Raw genomic sequence first — 19,596 nt, 5'->3', positions numbered from 1 at the left:
GTTTTTTGTCTGTGTTCGCTTTGGTTTGCCTTAGCTTTTAATCTGTTTTGGCTTGTGATCTGATTTGGCTTGCACTAGGGCCTTGATGCGCGCTTCAAACGGGTTAATGGTGCTTTTGGCTTTGTAGTCCGCTAGGGCCTGAGCGACCAGAGTCGGTTGCTGTGACTCCACTGGCTTGGTAACCGGTTTGGGGTTCGCTGTTGCTCTTGATTCGGCCGCCTTGGAAGATTTGGCGGATGCAGAAGCGCTGACGGGTTTACTCGTCCCTGTTTGTTTAAAGGCGGGTGATGCCCCCTGCTTGGTCTTGGTTTGGGCGTTGACTTTGGTTTGGGCTTGGGTTTTGGCTTTGGCGCTTCTTCTTAGCCAACCATTCACAAAGTGGCCAATGTGCTCAAAAGGCTTGCGCTTGTCGGGGTTGATGTACAGCCACGTTTGCATGGCATGCAATTCTTGCAGCACATCGAGCTTTGGGTAGGTGCGTTCTAAGATTTTGTAGAACTCGTGGTAAATAGGCGCGTTACCTTCTTTGGTGATCAGGTGAATCACGGCCTCGTTCTGTTGGCTTGTTGGTTTTGCACCGTTGGCAGGAGGTGTCGCAAGCGCTTTCTCACCGGTTCGGCCTGCTTCAAGAGGCGACTCAACTTCAAGAGGTGGTTCAGCTTCAAGAGACCGCTCTGATTTAAGAGACAGCTCAGCTTCAAGAGACGGCTCTGCTTCAATAGATGGGACGGCTTCAAGTGTCTTTTCTGTTTCAACGACAGGGTTGGTTTCAACAGGAATGCCTGTTTTATGTTCTTTATGAAAGATTATGTGTGACAGGTGATCACTCTCCGTGTTGGTCGCTGTGTCACCTAGGTGGGTGTCTGGATGTTCGGTTTTCTGTGTATGACCTGTTTTCTGAGTATGACTCGCTTTCGGGGCGTAATTTGGTAAAACGGGCGGTAAGTCGGTTTGATCTAGGTCGTTTTGTTCAATGTGGCAACCATTGGGCAAGCGTAGCTGATACAGATTGCTGCGCTGACGCCCTGAATCATCAAACCGCTTTATCCGCTTCACAAACCCTTGTCTTTCTAACTCGTTAACGTGTCGTTTAACGGTTCTTACCGACACCTCACAATATTGCGCTAAGTAATTTAGGGAAGGAAAGCACACGCCACGCGCGTCTGCGTTATCGGCCAATTTTAATAACACCAACTTACTGATTGGCGAACCGGTTTTTAATGGGATGAAAGAAAGAATGAGGGAAACACACATGAATAACGCTCCTTATTAATTGATCTGCCTATCTGCATGGTTCTCGCTATAAATCGCTTAGATATGCATAACCATTGATAAAAAAGCATTAACAACACCTTTTGGTACTTTGGGGGCGAAGATGAGGCAAGATCAAAAGTAACAAGAAGTGTTTTTCCTATGTGTTCTCACTGTTATGCAACAAGAGTATTAATTAGGATGATAACCTTCGAAGCACCTCTCACTTTTCTGTGTTCCTCCATTTTCACGTTATTACCGCCACCCCCAATCCAGATTCTCGAAGTACATTGCCCTCCCCATACAGCAATAAGGTGATGAATGAAGGCGATTGTTTCTCTTTTTATTTCAGCGTATCAACCCGGTATGGCGAGCATCGAGTGCCATGCTCGCTCCCTCAATCAATCACACCGACCGTGGTTATGTGATGAGCAACCAGTGTTATGTGATAAGCAAACACTGTTTTGTGATGAGCAGCCCTGGGTATGTGATAAGCAAACACTGTTTTGTGATGAGCCAGCCTTCGAAGCGCCTGGCTTTGAAGGTGCTCGTTTTGAAGACCCCAGCTATGAGGATATTTGCTGGATGCTCAGCCGAGCGCGGCGTAGTCAGCCACTGGGTTATTGCGTGATGTATTTACGTTATGTCGGTTACCACTCAGGTTATGCAAAAGCCGTCGGAGAGAGTTTGCGACAACAGATCGCATTACACCCTGATTTAAAAGATGCGTTATCAACGTTTTTCGTCACCTGGTTACAACAACAAGAGGATTTATTTTGTCAAACACTCCACCAGCAACTGATCGAGTTCCACAGCAACCATTAGACGCGTCTGCTTTGCCAGAGCAGGCTTATACGGAAGAACAGGCTTGTACGGAAGAGCAAGCTAACTCGCAAGAGGAGGTCGACACGGAAGAGCAACACTCTTCACAACAACAGGCAAAACCGAAACAACAAGCGGACAAGTTGACGTTTATCCCGTCGTTAGATCCTTGTTTTTCGCTCGCGCCCTATTCCTTTAGCCTGGTTTCGGTTTTACTCCGCTTACCTCATTGCCCGCCATACTCTTTTATTACGGTGCATTGCAGCGCCACGCCGCCGGACCAAGATATTGGCGTCGCCGAGATTCGCCGATGGCATAAAGAGAGAGGCTGGCGCGATGTGGGGTACCACTTTGTGATTCATCGCAATGGGGATGTCGCCATTGGCAGGCCGCTGTCGCAAACCGGCGCGCATGTGAAAGGGCACAACAAGGGCAATATTGGCGTTTGTATCGTCGGTGGCTGTAATTCCGATCTGCAACCAGAAGATAACTTCACACTTGCACAGCGTAAGGCGCTGTTTAGTTTGGTGTCCGCCTTGCAAGAGCAGTTCTTGATTTCAGATGAGAATGTGAAGGGGCATAAAGATTGGGGCGTGAATAAGGCGTGTCCGGTGATGAAGTTAAGAGAGTAAGAGCGGGAAGAGCAGATTCCAGATACCTCGTTCCTCACTTCTGGAATGACGGAGTCGCGAGTGGTGAGTATCGAAGGAGGGAAGACAACTAAAGGTTAGATAGCTAGGGGTTAGGCAAATAAGGTTAGACAGTCAAAACCAATCAATAAACCAAGGAGCAGTATGACATTGTTCGGAAGAATATTCGGGAGCCAGTCCTCCATTAACAAAGGGTTAGATGCACTCACCAACACAGGAGATGCGATGTTTTTTACTGATGAAGAAAAAGCGAAGCACAAACTGGCACTGCTTAAAGCGTATGAACCTTTTAAGTTAGTCCAACGCTACATTGTGTTGTTGTTCACCATCCCTTATGTGGCACTGCATGTAATGGTGATCTTGGGTTGTATGCACGGCTACGATTGGAAGCCGTTGGGGGAAATGACCAATGAGGCGTTTGGCTATCCGGTGTTAGCGGCAATTGGTTTGTATTTAACGGGTGGTGTGGTTAAGAAATAGAAGATTCGGGATGCGAAAAGCTTGAAGAGCAGATTCCAGATACCTCGTTCCTCACTTCTGGAATGACGGAAACGAAGAGCGAAGAGCTTGAAAAACAGATACGAGTGACGAGTAAACGGGATGCGAAGAGCGCGCTTTTCGTTACTCGCCACTCGCATCCCGTGTCCCGTGTCCGCTTCTACTTCTTATCGCTTGAATACGAGTAGTTGTAGTAACCGTATGAGCTTGAAGCTTTTTTCTCGATGGCGTTGAAGATAACGCCTTTCACTTCGATGCCCGATTGTTCGAAGCGGTGACGAGCCACATCGATCTCTTTAATGGTGTTTTGGCCGAAACGCGCAACCATCAGTGTGGTACCCGCAAAGGCACCCACAATGCTTGGGTCGGTTACCGCAAGTATCGGCGGGGTATCAACAATCACCAAATCATACTCTTTTGATGCCCACTCCATAAGCTCTGCAAAGCGTGGGTGCATCAGCAGTTCCGATGGGTTCGGTGGCACTTGGCCACGCGTAATAACGTCTAGGTTCTCTACCGCTGTTGCTTTAACGGACTGAGCAAATTCTTGCTTGCTGCTTAATACATCAGAAAGGCCATTATCCCAGTTCACACCAAAGCTTTTTTGTAGGTAGCCTTTACGCATATCGGCATCAATCAACAATACCTTTTGGCCTGTTTTCGCTGCGACTGCGGCAAAGTTGGTTGAGATAAAAGATTTACCAATGCCTGGCGCAGGGCCAGAGATCATCAAGATGTTGTTTTTCGCTTCTAGCATCGCGAAGTGTAAGCTGGTACGCAGGCCACGCAGTGCTTCAATCGAAAGGTCCGCAGGGTTCGATTCTGCAAGCAGTGCTTGAGTTCCCTTGGTTTGCTGCTTCTTCGATTTAAAGCGGTTAGTTAGATCTATCTGCAAATCAGATTTTGGTACCGCTGCGTAAACAGGCAGGCCAATCTGTTCAATTTGATCTGGGCTTTCAACACCACGGTGGAACGCTGCTTTTACTAACACAAACGCGACACTGAGCATGCCACCCAGCAACGTGGCTAACACCACAATCAACGGCTTCTTCGGTTTCACTGCTTGAGCATACGCTTGAGCGTCATCTAGGATACGAACGTTACCCACGGTGCCCGCTTTGATAATGCTCAACTCTTGAATTTTATTCAGCAGTTGGATGTAAATTTGTTGGTTTACCTCTACATCACGCGTCATACGCAATACTTCACGCTGCGTTTTCGGTAGCTTCTGTACTTGCTGGTTTAAACGCTCTTTCTCACCCAGTAACGTTTTACGTTTATCAAGCAGCGATTTGTAAGCTGGGTGATCTGGCGTAAAGCGCTGGCTAATGTCGCTCTCTTTAAAGGTCAATTCATTCAATTGCGCTTCAAGCTCAACCATAACCTTTAGGGTCGATTGCGCTTCCAAACCTAGGTCAATCGATTCATTTTCTTGACGAAAATTATTCAGCGTGTCTTCGTAGGTGGTTAATTCCGACTTAATGTCTGGCAGGTGGCTTTCTAGGAACCCTAGGCTCTTTTCTGCTTCCGCTGAGTTACGCTTTACGTTTTGTAAGAAGTAGGTCTGGCTAATGTGATTGAGGATATCAGAGATCTGTTGCTTATTTTCGCCCTCAAAACTTAGCATCAAAATACCGGTTTGCTTGCCTTGCTCAGACAGAGACAACGACGATTTCAGCCATTCAATGGCTTCTAATCGAGTTTGCTTAGCAATAGAAAACTCAAAACCGTTATGGGATTCAAAGCCAGCCACAAACACGCTGTAATCGTCTGCTGTTGCCAGCTCACCCACTGTGCCTTGCAAGATCACGCGCTCATCGTCACGAACCAGCTGGTAAGTGCCTTGTTCGGCATCGACAATCTGAATCGTGTGCCCGTAATCGCTCGCATAATTTGGCAAGGTAAAACGGCTTACTGCGATGTGGTTGATGTCACCGGTTAAGCGGGCAAACCCCTTACCGACAATCGGTACATAGCTCGGTGATGTCACCGTCGTGAGGTTAAACTTATCAACGGTTTCGCCCAAGATCATACGCGATTTGATGATCTCCACTTCTGTTGTTGTCGATGATTCCTGAGAGAACAGATCCCCCATATCACCGACCATCGATGAAATGCCACCAGAGCCTTTCTGTTCAATTTGAATCAGCGCATCGGCTTTGTAAATCGGCGTTGAAAGCAGCGCAAACGCGATACCCAATACCGCAAAGGCGAAGGTCGTGAATATAATTAACCATTTCGCATCCAATAAGATGCCAAGCAGTTTCCCTAAATCTATCTCATCAGAGTTGTCTGTATGTGATTGCTGAGATGGTGGTGTTGTCATCAGATTGCGAATTCCTAAACTATTGCTATTTCTGTTGTTATTTCTATTTCTATTTCTATTTCTATTTCTATTGCTATTTCTGTGCCTATTTCCATGAAAGAAAAGAAAGAAAAAGAAATGAAAGAAAAAGAAATGAAAAGAGACGCGTCTTACCTTTGAGCTGTATTTAAAGCTTCTTTGCCCACGCTTGTGCTGCTTCGTCGATCAACTGATAAGCGTATTCGAACGCTTCACGGCTTTGACGGTGTGGATCGGGAATGTCTTTTTGACCTATCCACTGACCAAACAGCATGGTTTTACCCCGTGCTTCGGGTGATATTTGAGTCAGCGCTTCCATGTGGCCCTTCTCCATCACTAAGATCAGGTCATACTGCGCACAAAGCAGTGGCGTCACTTGCTGTGCGTGATGGTTTTCAACATCAATGCCATTTTCTGCGGCAATTAAAATCGCCGTTTCATCGGCTGGCTTGCCAACTAAACGGCTTTTCTCGGCGGCTATCCCAGCCGAAGCCACTTCTTTGTTTGGAAGCAGGTTTTGAAGAACGCGCTCTCCCGTTGGAGAACGGCAGATGTTACCTACACATACCACTAAGATTTTATTAAACATAGTACACTTTATCATTTAATGGCCACTGCTATTGAATCAGTGGCCGTTTTGAATAGTCAGTCGTCTTAAATAGCTGACAACCTTTAATTACTGGCTGCCTTTAATAGCTAGTCGCCTTTGAATACAGCCATCTCTAAATACAAAAAAACTGGCTGCATGCCCAAATGACATGCAACCTGATTATTCACCTTTACTGATTACCAGTTATGGACACGTAGCATACCTTCCGTCAGGTCATTGAAGCCAGAAATGGTTGGTACAAGCTGACCAATCACACGGTTCCAACGGCTGATTGGTGCGGCGGTGACGTACACAATATCATAAGGTTTCAAATCAAACTCGGTGCCAATCACTAACGCAGACGCATCTTCCATGTTCAATTGGTAGATATCGGCCATGCGTTCTGATTTGTCATCTGAGGTGCGAATAACGAACACGCCGGTTGCATCAGCAGTGAGCTGGTTAATGCCACCAACAGTGCTGAGTGCTTCGGTTAGGCTCATGCCGACACGGTCTATCTTCAGCAGTTGTGGGTCATTCACTTCACCCATCACGAAGACTTTTTGGTTGTCGTTACGCGGCACGTGAATAATATCACCGGCTTGCAGCAAGCGGTTTTGGGTTAAATCACCACGTTGCATCAAACCATAAAGCGAGATGTTTTCTTCCACGCCATTACGCGTTAATGAAACATTGCGCCAGTCGGCATTTTCAGACAAACCACCAGAGCGGTTCACGGCATCGAGTAACGTTAAAGGGATATTGGTAATCGCTTGCTGGCCAGGGTTTGAAACCTCACCGGTAATGTAGGTTTTCTTAGAACGGAAAGCCGCAATGTTAACATCCACTTGAGGGCTTTCGATGTATTTCGCCAAACGTGTCGCTATATCCGTACGAATTTCACGAACGGTTTTGCCTGCCACTTCAACGGTACCAATGTACGGATAGAAGATGGTGCCGTCGGCATGAACCCAGTTACCCGCTTCGGTACTGCTTCGGTAAGAACCGGCAGGAATGGTCAGTTCAGGGTGATCCCAAATGGTGATATTTAAGATGTCGCCGACACCCACTTGATATTCGTATTTTGCAATATCAACATCTAATGTCGGGTTAGCTTGGGAAACCGAGACCGGTCCATTTTGGTAGTTTAATACCGTTTGCGCTGTCAGTGGGTAAAGGTTAACCACCTCAGAGATATCCGATTCTTGCTGCTCCTCTGAAGGCTGAATCACATTCTTGTTGTCAGTAGAAAGGTGAGACCCCGGAGTCGTACACCCTGCAAGCAATGCAGGAAGAAGCGCTAAAAGGAGACGATTTTTATTGATCTTCATGTTAACCAAGTTATAAAAACGGAATGTGTTGTGATACCCAAAAGGACACCCAAAAGAAGTTAAGTGAGTCATTTTATCAGCTATGCAGTTGTAAATAGAGCTAAAGTGGACAAATAATAAGATCTAACTCTCATTTGCCATTAAAAATCAAAAAGTTACCACCATTCGACACCACACTGCGTCGTCAATACCAAACGCAGCAAAACTGTGCCTGCATCCGGTCATTTTAACCCGTAAACATTATCCACGATTTGTGTTTATTATCAACCGAGTTGAATGGTTTAAGAGCAGATGAGAGATGCAAGTAACGAGGTTCGAAAAACAGTAACAAGGTTTGAAAAACAGTAACGAGTTATTTGAAATCTAAAGCCCACTGAGCAACGAAACACAACACAGATTCTGAATCACGCTATTCGATTACTCGTATCTCGATACTGCTCTTTCCGCTCTTACTTAACGCTACTCGGCCTTTGGAGCCAAGGTGAGCGAGCATCGGTTTGATCGAACAAGTTGTATTGCTTATTCAGCACTTGTCCGCCGTCACGAGTGATCGGTAACCAGGTAAAGCCTGCGCGGCTTGAGCTTGGTTTCACGGTAACAAGATCAAACGGAATCGAGACATAGAAACCTTTGGTATAACTGCCTTCACCGTACTCTTCGGTTGTCATATCGGTTAAGCTGACAAACGCACCAGCAATAACGCCACTCTTGAACTGCTTAGAGAAGTCGATACGGGTACCGATATCACCAGCAAGGAATTTACCGACGCCCACTTTAAGCAAGGTATCACTCAAGAAGTTCCATCGTGGGGTGTAGTAGCCGGTAATAAAGCCCGTCGTGCCCTTATCAATCACTTTGTACGTTCGGCTACTGTTATCAGGGTTGACTTGGATCTCTTGATCAAACGTGCCGAACCAACTTTCAGGATCGCGCTGGCTTATTGCGGTTATGTCTGCGCCAATCGCCCAATTTTGGTTGAATGGTCGATACAGGATTTCGCCCCCCACCCCCGCAAACATGCTCTCAAGGTAACCACCGTAAGCTTGGGTGTAGACACCACTGCCGTAATCTTCAAACCAAGTCAGTTGTAAGCGGTCTAAGCGAACCGGATCGTCAACGTAAGAGCGGAACAAGGTTCTGACTCTTGGCGTTTGGTCCGTGCCATCGGATGGGACGGTATAATTAAACTTGTCGTAGTTATCAACTAAGTTAACGTACAGAGAACCTGACAGTTCAACATTGTTTAACGCCCAAAACGAAGCGTTAGTGTATAAACCCAGACTGTATAGGTAGAAGTTCTCAGCCGAACCGAACGATTGAGCGAGGTTTGGTGTGATTGATACATCGAATCGTTCACGCCCATCATGATAGATAACGGATCTCTTGCGTTCTAATTCATGAGTGTGTGAAGCATCACTGGTTTGAGCGTTAAGGTAATGGTTGTTCGCCGCCGCTTTGAACGCTTGTGCATTGACCGTTGTCTCGGTGAGTTCCATCGATTTATCGTTTTCGATGATTTTGTAGGTATCAATGTAACTCGGTACCGCATTCGCGATCACGGTCGCACCGCGTTCAACGGCGATACCTCTGTCTCGGTATTTAACCTGCGTGCCCTTAATTACAATGCTGTTATCGTCGACCAAAATTTGCGCTTGTTCATAGCCAGCAATCGTTTCAAGTTGGCTTGCAAGGGCTGCCGTATCGATATCATCCACCGTTTCGACACCACTCGGGCGCAACTCTGCGGTTTCGGTATCTCGCCACACGGAATAGATTTCATTGAAGTTGGTAGAGAGATCAAAACCAAGGGTGAGCGTATCACCTCGCTCGTAGCTCACTTTAGCCGAGCCCCAATCGGTGAAACGGTACACAACACCCACGTTCCATGGCGTGTGTTGTGTCATGTCGACACCACCACGCACCACAGGGAAGTCTTGAGAGTAATCGTTGCCATCGTATTCAAGCTTCAAAGTTAAAGGCTGATAAGGGGTTTGGTATTCAAAACCACCATAGATTGCCGCATCGCCTTTGAACCAACGTTCAAAGTCAACACTGCCACCTTTGCCTTTATAATCAGACGGGCGCTCACAATACTTGTCACGGGCTTTACACAATGGGTTAGTGAAGTTACCACTGGTGCCCATGTATCCCCATGCCATGCCCAAGGTAAAATCAACAGGGCCAAAGCGTTTGGTGGCCGCAACAAATTCACCATCAAATAAACCCGTACCACCAAAGTCACGCACACCGACCGATATTTCCGGTAAGTAATAACCTTCTTCAACTAAACGCAGTTTAAAGTCGATGCCTTTATCCGTGTATTTAGTACAGCCACTGAATGAGTTTTGAGAGCAGTCTTGATTACCTCCACCGCTATAAAAAAGATCTTGAACTTGCGTATAACGAATGGTGGTTTCAAGCCAAGGCATCACCTGTAGGCTCACGTTATAAAAGTAGTATTCATTGTTAAACGAAGCACTAACGTTGAACTCACCTTCTGGTGCCATTCGGCCTGTCGGCATTTGCATTAAGCCGACACCACCAAAGTTCATTTGCGATGTTTTGTGCTCTGTGTCTTCGAAAGATGATTTTTCAGCTCGAACCGAAGAGGAATCAATGATTGTCTCAGTACGACCCGTTTCGGCATTAAGCGTTTCACCACGAACAGCCTCGGCAAAAAACGTCTCTGCAAAAACAGAAGCACTATGGGTCATTAACAAGGCACAGGTAACCGACGTACACACTGCCGATTGAGGGAATGATTTCTGTTTCAGCATTACAGGCTAACCTTATGACGTAGCAAATCGACAATATCTTGGTTCAACGTTGAGTATTCCGATGGCAGAGAGTAAAACGCCATAAATACGATCGCACCTGGCGCTAAATACACCGGCTGTTCGTTCCAATAAGCATATTGAATGGTTTGCACCACGCCATCGGGCTGAACAACATACGCCACACTTTTATCTGCAGATTCACCAATAAAGCCGTTTGGTAATGCATCGAGATAATCATTCAGCGTTCCATGCTCAATCAGATTCATTGTTACCGACTCTTTCATTGCCCCCATTAACTGAATGGACGTTGGTCGTTGTGGTAAGTACAGAGAAAAGGCTTGAGTTTGACTGTCTAACGCCTTGTTAGTATTAGATCTTGAAGCAAGTAACGGGTTCTTATCTGATTGAGAAATAACCGCATTGCGGTCTAACTCAATAAAAATTCGATTGAGATATTGGAAAGAGGCTAATTGTTGCTTTACCAGTTTTGCTTCTGGCTCTTCTATCGAGAAAGCGTCAAGTTGGTTAAATACATTGCGCTTTTTGGCTTCGATATCATGGTTATCTTCTTTAAATTCAGTCACCTCATCCGCTTCAGCGTTGGTTTTATCAAACAGTTGAGCCGAAAGGGGGAAGTAACCAATACTGTTGCTCGCATTCGCGTTTGCGTCGTCTAATACACGAAGCAGTCGAACGTGTGTTTTGTATTCAAGCGTCACACCTTGAAGAGGAAGCTCGATTATTGTTTTAACTACAGAAGCGCTGCCAGGCTTATCAAGAGAAGCCGGCGTAACAAGATTAGAGGCCACAGAAGCGTAACTAAAAGTGCATAGAGAGAACAGCGCACTCATCGTTAATAAAGCTCTCATCGTTAATAAAGCTTTCACCACGAATAAAGCTCTCACCAATGGCAACCGACGCCCCGTCATTTTTGATATATGACTCATATAATTCATCATTTTAGTTCACTACCCTGTTCGTTAATTGCTTTGATAATGCTTAAGAACGGTTAACTCAAGCCTTGTCATATCAGGGCCTAAATACTGTATGGTTTTTAGCACTTTGCCTTTGCTGTCGACCCAATATTCGTTGGTGATGTCTTGTTCTAACATTGGGAATTGAATTTTTTCTTGGAACTTCTTGGTATCGATAGACGCTAACGGAGTTTCAACCGTTTCATTTCCTGCATACGTTCGGGTGATGTGCGCTTTATAGCCGAATCGATAGTTAGGTTGCCAGTCGTAAACCGCTTGCCATTTTTGAGCACCGGGGTTGGCAGACACATCAAACGCAGAAGAAGAGTTTGGCGACGAGCTATTTGCAGAAGAGAACGTATTTAACGATTGGAATGCCAAACCAGAAAGGTTTTCGTAAGGAAGCAATAGCGTTTGTACGATACGTCCATTTTCAGTAACGATCATCGCTTTGTCAGAAGACATCCACTTTAACTGCTCTGCGCCCGTTTGCGGGTTTTCACCAACGTACGCTAAGACCATGAAGATTTTACCTTGGTCATTCACTTCGGCATAAATGCTGGAATAAGGTAAGTTTTGAATATATTCCCTCGACAACTCAACATCGGAGCTCCCAAAAAAGGCTTCATCAAACGTGGAATTAACGTCTTGAAACTGCTGAGAACAACCAGCAAGAAAAAGACCAAGAGATATGATTAGAGATTTAAGCATGACGAGTTGTGCTTCCTAGCAATGTTGTTGCTGATATCCAATATGAAAATCTGATATAAAAAAACCACTTTATGCTTTCACACAAAATGGTTTTGAACATACCCTAACAATAAATTAGTTAGTCGTAGTTGTTGTTGTTGCGCCGCTTTCGTTAGAAGCAACGGCTACTGCCGCCGCTGCTGTACCAGTGCTTGAACCCGTTGCTGCTGTTTCTTCTGCTGCGAATACCGCACCTGAGAAGCTAACTGCTAATGCAGCTGCTAGAGCCATCTTTTTCATAATGATTTCCATTGATATAAACATTCATACACAGAGGTGATACATTGCACCCTCAATTAGTCGCTTAACCTAAACAACTAATTGAGCATCATAGGTAATAACCACAATCAAGTAAACGAATAAATTATAAGCAATACCTTTAATAAATCATTTGAAAAATAGCGTCACACAAATATGAGCGTAAAGTAGAAACCTATCCCTATGCTAATGCCTATGTAAGGCAAGATAAGCACATAAACCGACGGTTAAGCTAAGAAGATAAACCTCTGTCAAGCCAGAAAATAAACCACGGCCGAGCTTAGAGATAAGACGCCATCAACTGTTAGCTATTCACTATTCACTATTCACTATTCACTACACTCTATCGCCCGATCCTTTGCCTAGCACGGTTTGTATGATGTACTGGAAGTAAAGTTTGGTATTTAGCGTGCTCAACATGCGCTGATCCCACTCCGCCAACTTTTTCGGTGTCGACATGTCGATTTCGTTAATTTGCGCTAACCCTGTGACTCCGGGTCTCACCGCAAGCACACCTCTCGATTCTCTCTCTTCAATCAGCTCTTGCTGATTAAACAGGCAAGGTCTTGGGCCCACTAAGCTCATTTCGCCTTTTAGAACGTTATAAAGCTGAGGAAGCTCATCCAACTTTGTTTTACGCAAAAAGCTGCCGAGCTTAGTCACAGAAGTCGCCCCGACCAAATGAGTGGCAACAGATTGGGTTTCAACGGGCATGGTGCGAAATTTAACTAAGGTGAATGGTTTTTTGTTGCGCCCAACCCGCGTTTGAAAAAACACCGGAGAGCCTGTATCAAAGTAACCTAGGACACAGATAACAAGGAAGATTGGCCACAAAAAAAGCAGACCAAAAAATGCAAAAATAAAATCTAATATACGAATCAACTTAAACCCCTTTCTAAAAACACAGATTCTGAATCACGCTCGTGCCTCGCTGTTCAGAATGACGACTTAACTAACACTCCAAAGCTCTTCAATAATCGTTTACTCTCATCTGCTCTTCATCTTTTCGTATCTCGTTTACTCGTATCCCGTATCTGCTCTTCACTCGCGACTCCGTCATTCCGCCACTCTGTTGCTAAAGAAACGAGGAACGAGTTATTTGGAATCTAAATACGCTTGCACGGTTTTTTTGATCCCTTCTTGAAAGGTAACGGGAGGCGTCCAGCCTAAAACCTCATTGGTTAATTGGGGATCAACTTGCAGGCTGCCACATATTCTTTGTGCAATGTGCTGCTTTCGAAATACAGCCGCCCCAGTTTGGATCCAGGACATTGGAATAGGCAACAACCGCGCCGGTTTACCCATCGATTGAGCGATAGTTTGCATCAACTTTGTGGTTGAAACATCATGCTCATCCGACACCAAAAATGTATAGCCTGCAGCTAAAGGGTGCTCGCAACAAGTGAGTATTAAGCTCGACAAGTTGTCCAGATAAACCAAACTTCTTTTATTTTTGATCGCACCGAAAGGAAGCGGAACCCCTTTATCAATCAAACGCATCATAGATAAAAAGTTAGCTTTAACACCCGGCCCGTAGACAAGTGGAGGCCGAATGATGACAACCTCTAACCCGGTCTCTTTCGAAAGCTGAGTCAATGCTACTTCCGCTTGGTATTTACTCAAGCCATAGGGATCAATGGGAGTGTGGTTGAGATTAGGTTCAAAAGGATAATCGGTTTCCGTGAACTCACCATTAACTTTGATTGAGCTAACAAAGATGAACCTTTTTACACCCGCAGCAACGGCTTGCTTAGCAAGATTTAAGGTTCCGAGCTTGTTTGTTTCTCGATAAGCGCTTAATGCGTCTTGCTCGCTCTCATTCATTTGATGCACTCGCGCTGCGCAATGGACAACGCAATCGACGCCTTCAAAAGCGCCAGACCAATCCGTACTTGAATCAATAGCGGAAACCACCAAGCTGTTCACAAGCAAGCTATTAACGACTGAGCTATTAACGACCGAGCTATTAACGGCCGAGCTGTTCACAAACGAGCTACTAGGCTGTATTTGCGACGCTTTACGCACGACAGGCACGACATCCCACAGGCGCTCTTGTGCCAATTCAACAACTCGAGCTCCAACAAAGCCAGCACTGCCTGTGACTAATATTTTCATAATACAAAAGCCTTAAAAATGAAAGAATATCGAACAAATAACCAACAGATTTAATATCAAAACGGTTGAATAGTGCATGACTGTCAATTTCAGCTAGCTTACCGTACTCAACAACATTAAAATATCCATGATATTAAAACATTTTCTGCACTCATCAGGTCAGATAAATAAAACACCCAAGGATTACAATGCTCAAGCCAATACGCCTTATTCTCAACACAAAGCGGAAAAACAAACGCTTGATCAGCATTGGTTACGACATCTTCGCGATCACACTGTCCGTATATATGGCGGTATCCCTCAGGCTAGGGACATACACTTTCGATCTCACTCTAAATGAGTGGGTCACTCTGTTTCTGACTATATCCGTCACTATATATAGCTTTACCAAGCTTGGGATGTATCGTGCGGTACTCCGCTACATGATGTTCCCTGCGGTTGGCAATATTTTCTTTGCGGTATTTATCTCAACACTCACCTTGGTGATGAGCGGGTTCTTTTTTCAAACGTTCATACCAAGAAGCGTGCCGTTCATTTATGCCGGATTGGCAATTCTGACCTTAGGCGGGCCGAGAATCATGATCCGCACCGTTTATGACCAGGTGTTTAAGCGTAAAAAACCGAATGTTTTCATTTATGGTGCGGGCGCAACGGGCCGTGAGCTGGCTTACGCGTTAATCCATGGTGATGAGTACAACCCAGTCGTACTACTGGATGATGATCCGACGAAAAGAGGTAATATCTTATTTGGCTTAAAAGTTCATCACCCGAGTGAATTTGAACACCTTCAGTCCCTTTATCAGCCTGTAAAACTGTTGCTTGCTATCAATAATATCAACAAAGGGAAGAGGCTGAGATTAGTCGAAAAACTATCTAACTGGCCTATCGCCATTCAATCCGTACCTTCGGTAGAAGATATTGCGGCTGGCAAAGCGACAGCAACCGAAGTGATGGACCTCGATGTCGCTGATCTGTTGGGGCGAACCCCCATTGCGCCAGATAATGAGCTGCTGTCCAAAAACATTTTAAACAAAAGCGTGATGGTCACCGGAGCTGGCGGTTCGATAGGCTCAGAACTGTGTCGTCAAATCATCACTCAAAAACCGAAGACTTTAATCTTGTTCGAGTTAAACGAATACAACTTGTACAAAATAGAACAAGAGATAAACGCAACCAAGAAAAATCTTAAAAGCCAAACTCAAATCATTGCTGCATTGGGCTCGGTGCAAAGGCAAAACCGCCTTGAAAAATTAATGACGACCCATGGTGTAGAGACCTTGTACCACGCCGCTGCGTATAAGCATGTACCGTTAGTCGAGGACAATGTGGTTGAAGGGATCCGCAATAATGTTTTTGGGACATTATCCTGTGCGCAAGCTGCAATAGAATGTGGCGTTAAAAATTTCACTCTCATTTCTACCGACAAAGCCGTAAGGCCTACCAATGTGATGGGAGCAAGTAAGAGAATGGCTGAGTTGGTTCTGCAAGCGCTCGCCGACAAAGACACCAGTACTACGTTTACCATGGTGAGATTTGGTAATGTACTCGGGTCTTCTGGCTCCGTTGTGCCGCTATTTAAGAAACAGATTAAAGCGGGGGGGCCTGTTACCGTTACTCACCCAGATATCATTCGCTATTTCATGCTGATTCCTGAAGCGGCTCAGCTTGTTATTCAAGCAAGCGCGATGGGCAACAATGGTCAAGTGTTCGTCCTTAATATGGGAGAACCGGTCAAAATTCTCGATTTAGCCAAACGCATGATTCACCTGATGGGAATGCAAGAAAACATTGGTTCAAGCTCGGATGAAGGCGATATTTCTATAAAATTCACCGGATTACGCCCAGGAGAAAAGCTCTATGAAGAGCTTTTGATTGGCGATAATGTAGAAGGTACGAGCCACGAAAAAATCATGACAGCTCAAGAAAGTAAACTTAGCTGGACGGAGATGCAGCCACTGCTGAATGAGCTAGATGAATGCTGCCATGATTTTAATGTGGATTGTATTAGAAGGATACTGTTAGAGGCGCCTACTGGGTATAAGCCTGCACTTCGAGAGCAACGCTTTGCTAATAACTCAGAGCCCTACCTCCCTCACAAAGAATGAATTGTGAAAAGTAGATATCACATGGTATTACCTGCACTTTCTCTTTTATACATCCCTGTATTTTGCTTTTCACATAGGATAGAATCTTCGTATTATACCCTCTCTGATTTGATGTTAAAGTAAGAAGGCTCCACTGGATGAAAGTGCTTAAAGATAACCTAAGGCTAATAGCTTCACTAACTAAACGAGACATTGAGAATAGATATAAAAATTCAACACTAGGGCTAGTTTGGGTGATTGTATTTCCGATATTCATGCTTCTTATATACACTTTTGTATTTGGTTTCGTATTTCAAGCTAAATGGGGAGGAGAGGTCAAAACTAACTATAGTTTAGTTATGTTTCTTGGACTAATTGTCCATGCATATATGGCGGAATGTATTGGAAGAGCCACATCACTAATTCAAAGTAATGCCAATTATGTAAAAAAAGTCGTATTCCCTTTGGAGTCTCTATGTTGGGTAGCTTTACTATCCTCCTTATTCCAATTTTGTATGGGCCTAATTGTCTTTTTTGTATTCCTATTTTTCTCTGACACTCCATTCCAAGCTACAACTATTTTGGCTCCAATAGTATTCTTACCATTTATAATTCTTTCATACGCACTAATTATTTTCTTGTCATCTTTATCTGTTTATATAAAAGATGTGGCTCATATGATGTCAATAGTCATATCTGTAATGCTTTTTATGTCACCAGTGTTTTATTCAATTGATGCGGTACCGGAAAGTTATCAGTGGATAATGTATTTAAATCCAATAACTTATGTCATAGAAAATCTCAGAAATGTAATCCTGCACGGAACGTTTTTTGAGGTGAAAGGATACCTTTTATATTTATCTACCAGTATTATGCTATACATTGTATCTAATAAGTGGTTCAAGTTAACCAAAAAAGGGTTCTCTGATGTCTTATAAAACAGTAATAAAAACTCAAGGGTTAAACAAACAATTCCTTATGTTCAGTAACCCTCTTGAGCGCCTTAAACAACTGCTAGGAATAAAGAAAAATTACGACCAGCATACTGCACTTGAAAACATAAATATTGAAATCCACAAAGGTGAAACTGTTGGTATTATAGGCGTGAATGGCTCGGGAAAGTCAACTTTACTGCAACTAATTTGTGGAACTTTAACCCCGACTAAAGGCTCAGTTATTGTCGATGGTCGAATCTCAGCCTTGTTGGAGCTTGGGGCTGGGTTTAACCCCGAGTTTACAGGGCTAGAGAACATTTATTTAAATGCAACTTTAATGGGGCTGTCGAAAAAAGAAATCGATAATATTTTACAAGATATTATTGATTTTGCTGACATCGGTGATTTTATTAATCAACCAGTAAAGACCTATTCTAGCGGAATGTTCGCTAGACTAGCTTTTTCGACTGCTATTCATGTAGAGCCAGAAATATTAATAGTGGATGAAATCCTAGCAGTCGGAGATTCACGTTTTCAACGTAAATGCTTAGATAAGTTCAAAGAGATCCGAGGCACAGGGTGTACTATCCTATTTGTATCACATGATGATTATCAAGTTAGAAATATCTGCGACAAAGTTCTTTATCTAAAGCAAGGAAAACAAGTATTTTTTGGTGATTCTGACGAAGGTGTCGCATATTACCTGCAGGACTTACAAAACATGGATAGCCATAACTTGATGCAGGCTGATATTGAAGTTAATACTAACAAGTTAGTAAATATAACAAATCCTTTACTGCTCGACACAAATAACGTTTCAGTTAATGAAATTGCAACAGGAGACTCTGTTACATTACAGTTCGACTATACATGTTCTGAGATTCATACCATAGGCGAACTTTGTTTTGTTTTTAACTTGTATCGAAAAGATAATGTTTATGTTTGTGGAACAACCACCGAAATGCAAAACGCAAATATCCGGAAAAATGTCGCAACAGGCAGAGTTCGAGTTACATTTCCTAGCCTAGAATTATTAGCTGGAATATATAACTGGAGAGTTGCGGTAAATGATAGTGATGGAATACAGATAATTTCAGAACTCATACCTGTATGTGAATTCAGCGTGAAGGACACTTTTAAGACAGTTGGCCTGTATGATATAAAGCATACTTGGAGCCTAGAGGAAATAAAATAATGGAACGAATGAGCTCAGAACTTATTCAAAAGAACTTTCTTTTTGACGAACATATTGCAAGATATAATCATTTTTCTTCATTTATTTCAGGAAGAGTATTAGACTGTGCATGTGGTATTGGTTATGCATCGAAGTTGATCATATCAAACAATAATGTTGATGCATATATTGGAATGGACATATCTCAAGATGCAATAGAAACTGCCAAGTTACACTTCTCTACAAAAGATAACAAAGTTACATTTAAGTTAGGTAGTATATTAAATCTATCTGAACCAGATAATAGTATCGATACATTTATCTCAATGGAAACTTTTGAACACCTAAAAGAGCCTAGTTTAGCATTGAGTGAAATTAAGAGAGTTCTAAAGGACGATGGTTTTTTTATTGGTAGCGTACCTATCTCAGAATATGACGAGAAGTGTAAATCTGTTTATGGTGAAAATCCATACCACATAACATGTTTCGACTTTGAGAAATTAAATGATCTTCTTAAGTCAGAGTTTAAGCATGTTTATATAGGAAAGATGACACGTGAATTGGTTTCATATTTCAGCCCAATGACTACTGAACCTTTAAAGAACACTGACATCGAAATGTTAAATTTGGAGCATTCAACCGAGCATGGTTCATTTTTATTTTTATGTTCTAATCAAAATCATGATTTAACTCTTAGCAAGAAATTTTACCTGTCTCAATCCCTAGTTGAATATGATGAAGAGCAACTTATACCCTTCGTTAATTCCATGAAATTTGCTGAAAATCTTGCATTAGAACGAGCTTCGATTATCGATGAAGTGGAATTAGCATACTCAAAAGAAGTAATTAATTTGAAAAATGAAGTTAATGAACTTGAGAAAAAAAATCACGAGATAGAGTCGAGATACCTAGAACAGAATGAAGAAATATACAATTTAAAATCTGAGTTAGAGCAACAATACACCAAAATAACACAACCTAAGAGTAGAGCACTGCTCCAAAGTTTAGTTGCTTTTTTATTCAATAGAACAAAGTGATTCAAAC

The 19,596-nt window shown here is 43.5% G+C and carries 17 protein-coding genes; 7 read left to right on the top strand and 10 right to left on the bottom strand.

The window, feature by feature from the left end; all coding sequences use genetic code 11:
- Positions 1-30: 30 nt before the first annotated feature.
- Positions 31-1,254 (bottom strand): helix-turn-helix domain-containing protein, encoded by a 1,224-nt coding sequence (locus tag Q1A70_RS00805; protein WP_299685969.1) that lies wholly within the window; start codon positions 1,252-1,254, stop codon positions 31-33.
- Between the two features lie 318 nt (positions 1,255-1,572).
- On the opposite strand from Q1A70_RS00805, the gene Q1A70_RS00800 reads away from it, so the two are divergent.
- The 3 genes from Q1A70_RS00800 to Q1A70_RS00790 all read left to right on the top strand — a co-directional run bounded on the left by Q1A70_RS00800 (position 1,573) and on the right by Q1A70_RS00790 (position 3,203).
- Positions 1,573-2,076, top strand: a complete 504-nt coding sequence (locus Q1A70_RS00800; RefSeq protein ID WP_299685966.1) for a hypothetical protein — start codon at positions 1,573-1,575, stop codon at positions 2,074-2,076.
- Between the two features lie 11 nt (positions 2,077-2,087).
- The gene (locus Q1A70_RS00795) at positions 2,088-2,705 is read left to right on the top strand and encodes an N-acetylmuramoyl-L-alanine amidase (protein ID WP_299686087.1); all 618 of its coding nucleotides are present in this window, start codon (positions 2,088-2,090) and stop codon (positions 2,703-2,705) included.
- Positions 2,706-2,867: 162 nt separating this feature from the next.
- The gene (locus Q1A70_RS00790; RefSeq protein WP_016784030.1) at positions 2,868-3,203 is read left to right on the top strand and encodes a hypothetical protein; all 336 of its coding nucleotides are present in this window, start codon (positions 2,868-2,870) and stop codon (positions 3,201-3,203) included.
- 178 nt (positions 3,204-3,381) lie between these two features.
- Here the strand turns inward: Q1A70_RS00790 and Q1A70_RS00785 are convergent, their stop codons facing one another.
- The 9 genes from Q1A70_RS00785 to Q1A70_RS00745 all read right to left on the bottom strand — a co-directional run bounded on the left by Q1A70_RS00785 (position 3,382) and on the right by Q1A70_RS00745 (position 14,359).
- Positions 3,382-5,547: a polysaccharide biosynthesis tyrosine autokinase gene (locus Q1A70_RS00785; protein ID WP_299685958.1), complete on the bottom strand. Its 2,166-nt coding sequence runs from the start codon at positions 5,545-5,547 to the stop codon at positions 3,382-3,384.
- Positions 5,548-5,713: 166 nt separating this feature from the next.
- Positions 5,714-6,154, bottom strand: a complete 441-nt coding sequence (locus Q1A70_RS00780) for a low molecular weight protein-tyrosine-phosphatase (protein ID WP_299685955.1) — start codon at positions 6,152-6,154, stop codon at positions 5,714-5,716.
- Between the two features lie 197 nt (positions 6,155-6,351).
- On the bottom strand, positions 6,352-7,485 hold the full coding sequence (locus Q1A70_RS00775) for a polysaccharide export protein (RefSeq protein WP_299685952.1): 1,134 nt from the start codon (positions 7,483-7,485) through the stop codon (positions 6,352-6,354).
- Positions 7,486-7,934: 449 nt separating this feature from the next.
- Positions 7,935-10,262 carry a YjbH domain-containing protein gene (locus Q1A70_RS00770; RefSeq protein ID WP_299685950.1) on the bottom strand — a complete coding sequence of 776 codons (2,328 nt, stop codon included), beginning with the start codon at positions 10,260-10,262 and terminating at the stop codon, positions 7,935-7,937.
- Positions 10,262-11,221 carry a capsule biosynthesis GfcC family protein gene (locus Q1A70_RS00765; RefSeq protein WP_299685947.1) on the bottom strand — a complete coding sequence of 320 codons (960 nt, stop codon included), beginning with the start codon at positions 11,219-11,221 and terminating at the stop codon, positions 10,262-10,264. Before Q1A70_RS00765 ends, Q1A70_RS00770 begins: the two co-directional genes overlap by 1 nt.
- Positions 11,222-11,242: 21 nt before the next feature.
- Positions 11,243-11,947 (bottom strand): YjbF family lipoprotein, encoded by a 705-nt coding sequence (locus Q1A70_RS00760; RefSeq protein ID WP_299685944.1) that lies wholly within the window; start codon positions 11,945-11,947, stop codon positions 11,243-11,245.
- A gap of 114 nt (positions 11,948-12,061) precedes the next feature.
- The gene (locus Q1A70_RS00755; protein ID WP_299685941.1) at positions 12,062-12,226 is read right to left on the bottom strand and encodes a hypothetical protein; all 165 of its coding nucleotides are present in this window, start codon (positions 12,224-12,226) and stop codon (positions 12,062-12,064) included.
- Between the two features lie 354 nt (positions 12,227-12,580).
- Positions 12,581-13,126 (bottom strand): sugar transferase, encoded by a 546-nt coding sequence (locus tag Q1A70_RS00750; RefSeq protein ID WP_299685939.1) that lies wholly within the window; start codon positions 13,124-13,126, stop codon positions 12,581-12,583.
- A 213-nt stretch (positions 13,127-13,339) separates the two neighbouring features.
- On the bottom strand, positions 13,340-14,359 hold the full coding sequence (locus Q1A70_RS00745; RefSeq protein ID WP_299685936.1) for an SDR family oxidoreductase: 1,020 nt from the start codon (positions 14,357-14,359) through the stop codon (positions 13,340-13,342).
- A 188-nt stretch (positions 14,360-14,547) separates the two neighbouring features.
- Between Q1A70_RS00745 and Q1A70_RS00740 the strand changes: the two genes are divergently transcribed.
- The 4 genes from Q1A70_RS00740 to Q1A70_RS00725 all read left to right on the top strand — a co-directional run bounded on the left by Q1A70_RS00740 (position 14,548) and on the right by Q1A70_RS00725 (position 19,589).
- Entirely contained in the window at positions 14,548-16,464 is a 1,917-nt protein-coding gene (locus Q1A70_RS00740) for a nucleoside-diphosphate sugar epimerase/dehydratase (protein ID WP_299685933.1), read from the top strand.
- Between the two features lie 137 nt (positions 16,465-16,601).
- Positions 16,602-17,381 (top strand): ABC transporter permease, encoded by a 780-nt coding sequence (locus Q1A70_RS00735; protein ID WP_299685930.1) that lies wholly within the window; start codon positions 16,602-16,604, stop codon positions 17,379-17,381.
- A complete protein-coding gene (locus tag Q1A70_RS00730) occupies positions 17,371-18,573 on the top strand; it encodes an ABC transporter ATP-binding protein (protein WP_299685927.1) in 1,203 nt (400 codons plus the stop codon). The genes Q1A70_RS00735 and Q1A70_RS00730 overlap by 11 nt, the downstream gene beginning before the upstream one ends.
- Positions 18,573-19,589, top strand: a complete 1,017-nt coding sequence (locus Q1A70_RS00725; protein WP_299685924.1) for a class I SAM-dependent methyltransferase — start codon at positions 18,573-18,575, stop codon at positions 19,587-19,589. The genes Q1A70_RS00730 and Q1A70_RS00725 overlap by 1 nt, the downstream gene beginning before the upstream one ends.
- Positions 19,590-19,596: the final 7 nt, after the last annotated feature.

The sequence above is a fragment of the uncultured Vibrio sp. genome (genome assembly GCF_947488985.1).
Classification (GTDB): Bacteria; Pseudomonadota; Gammaproteobacteria; order Enterobacterales; family Vibrionaceae; genus Vibrio.
Note: the sequence above shows the minus strand (reverse complement) of the source record. Positions and strands in the feature narration are given on the sequence as shown.

Coding starts and splice junctions, on each gene's coding strand:
- Q1A70_RS00735 (WP_299685930.1), top strand. CDS start 16,602: ATGAAAGTGCTTAAAGATAACCTAAGGCTAATAGCTTCACTAACTAAA.
- Q1A70_RS00785 (WP_299685958.1), bottom strand. CDS start 5,547: ATGACAACACCACCATCTCAGCAATCACATACAGACAACTCTGATGAG.
- Q1A70_RS00780 (WP_299685955.1), bottom strand. CDS start 6,154: ATGTTTAATAAAATCTTAGTGGTATGTGTAGGTAACATCTGCCGTTCT.
- Q1A70_RS00730 (WP_299685927.1), top strand. CDS start 17,371: ATGTCTTATAAAACAGTAATAAAAACTCAAGGGTTAAACAAACAATTC.
- Q1A70_RS00725 (WP_299685924.1), top strand. CDS start 18,573: ATGGAACGAATGAGCTCAGAACTTATTCAAAAGAACTTTCTTTTTGAC.
- Q1A70_RS00805 (WP_299685969.1), bottom strand. CDS start 1,254: ATGTGTGTTTCCCTCATTCTTTCTTTCATCCCATTAAAAACCGGTTCG.
- Q1A70_RS00760 (WP_299685944.1), bottom strand. CDS start 11,947: ATGCTTAAATCTCTAATCATATCTCTTGGTCTTTTTCTTGCTGGTTGT.
- Q1A70_RS00775 (WP_299685952.1), bottom strand. CDS start 7,485: ATGAAGATCAATAAAAATCGTCTCCTTTTAGCGCTTCTTCCTGCATTG.
- Q1A70_RS00765 (WP_299685947.1), bottom strand. CDS start 11,221: ATGATGAATTATATGAGTCATATATCAAAAATGACGGGGCGTCGGTTG.
- Q1A70_RS00790 (WP_016784030.1), top strand. CDS start 2,868: ATGACATTGTTCGGAAGAATATTCGGGAGCCAGTCCTCCATTAACAAA.
- Q1A70_RS00755 (WP_299685941.1), bottom strand. CDS start 12,226: ATGAAAAAGATGGCTCTAGCAGCTGCATTAGCAGTTAGCTTCTCAGGT.
- Q1A70_RS00800 (WP_299685966.1), top strand. CDS start 1,573: ATGAAGGCGATTGTTTCTCTTTTTATTTCAGCGTATCAACCCGGTATG.
- Q1A70_RS00770 (WP_299685950.1), bottom strand. CDS start 10,262: ATGCTGAAACAGAAATCATTCCCTCAATCGGCAGTGTGTACGTCGGTT.
- Q1A70_RS00740 (WP_299685933.1), top strand. CDS start 14,548: ATGCTCAAGCCAATACGCCTTATTCTCAACACAAAGCGGAAAAACAAA.
- Q1A70_RS00745 (WP_299685936.1), bottom strand. CDS start 14,359: ATGAAAATATTAGTCACAGGCAGTGCTGGCTTTGTTGGAGCTCGAGTT.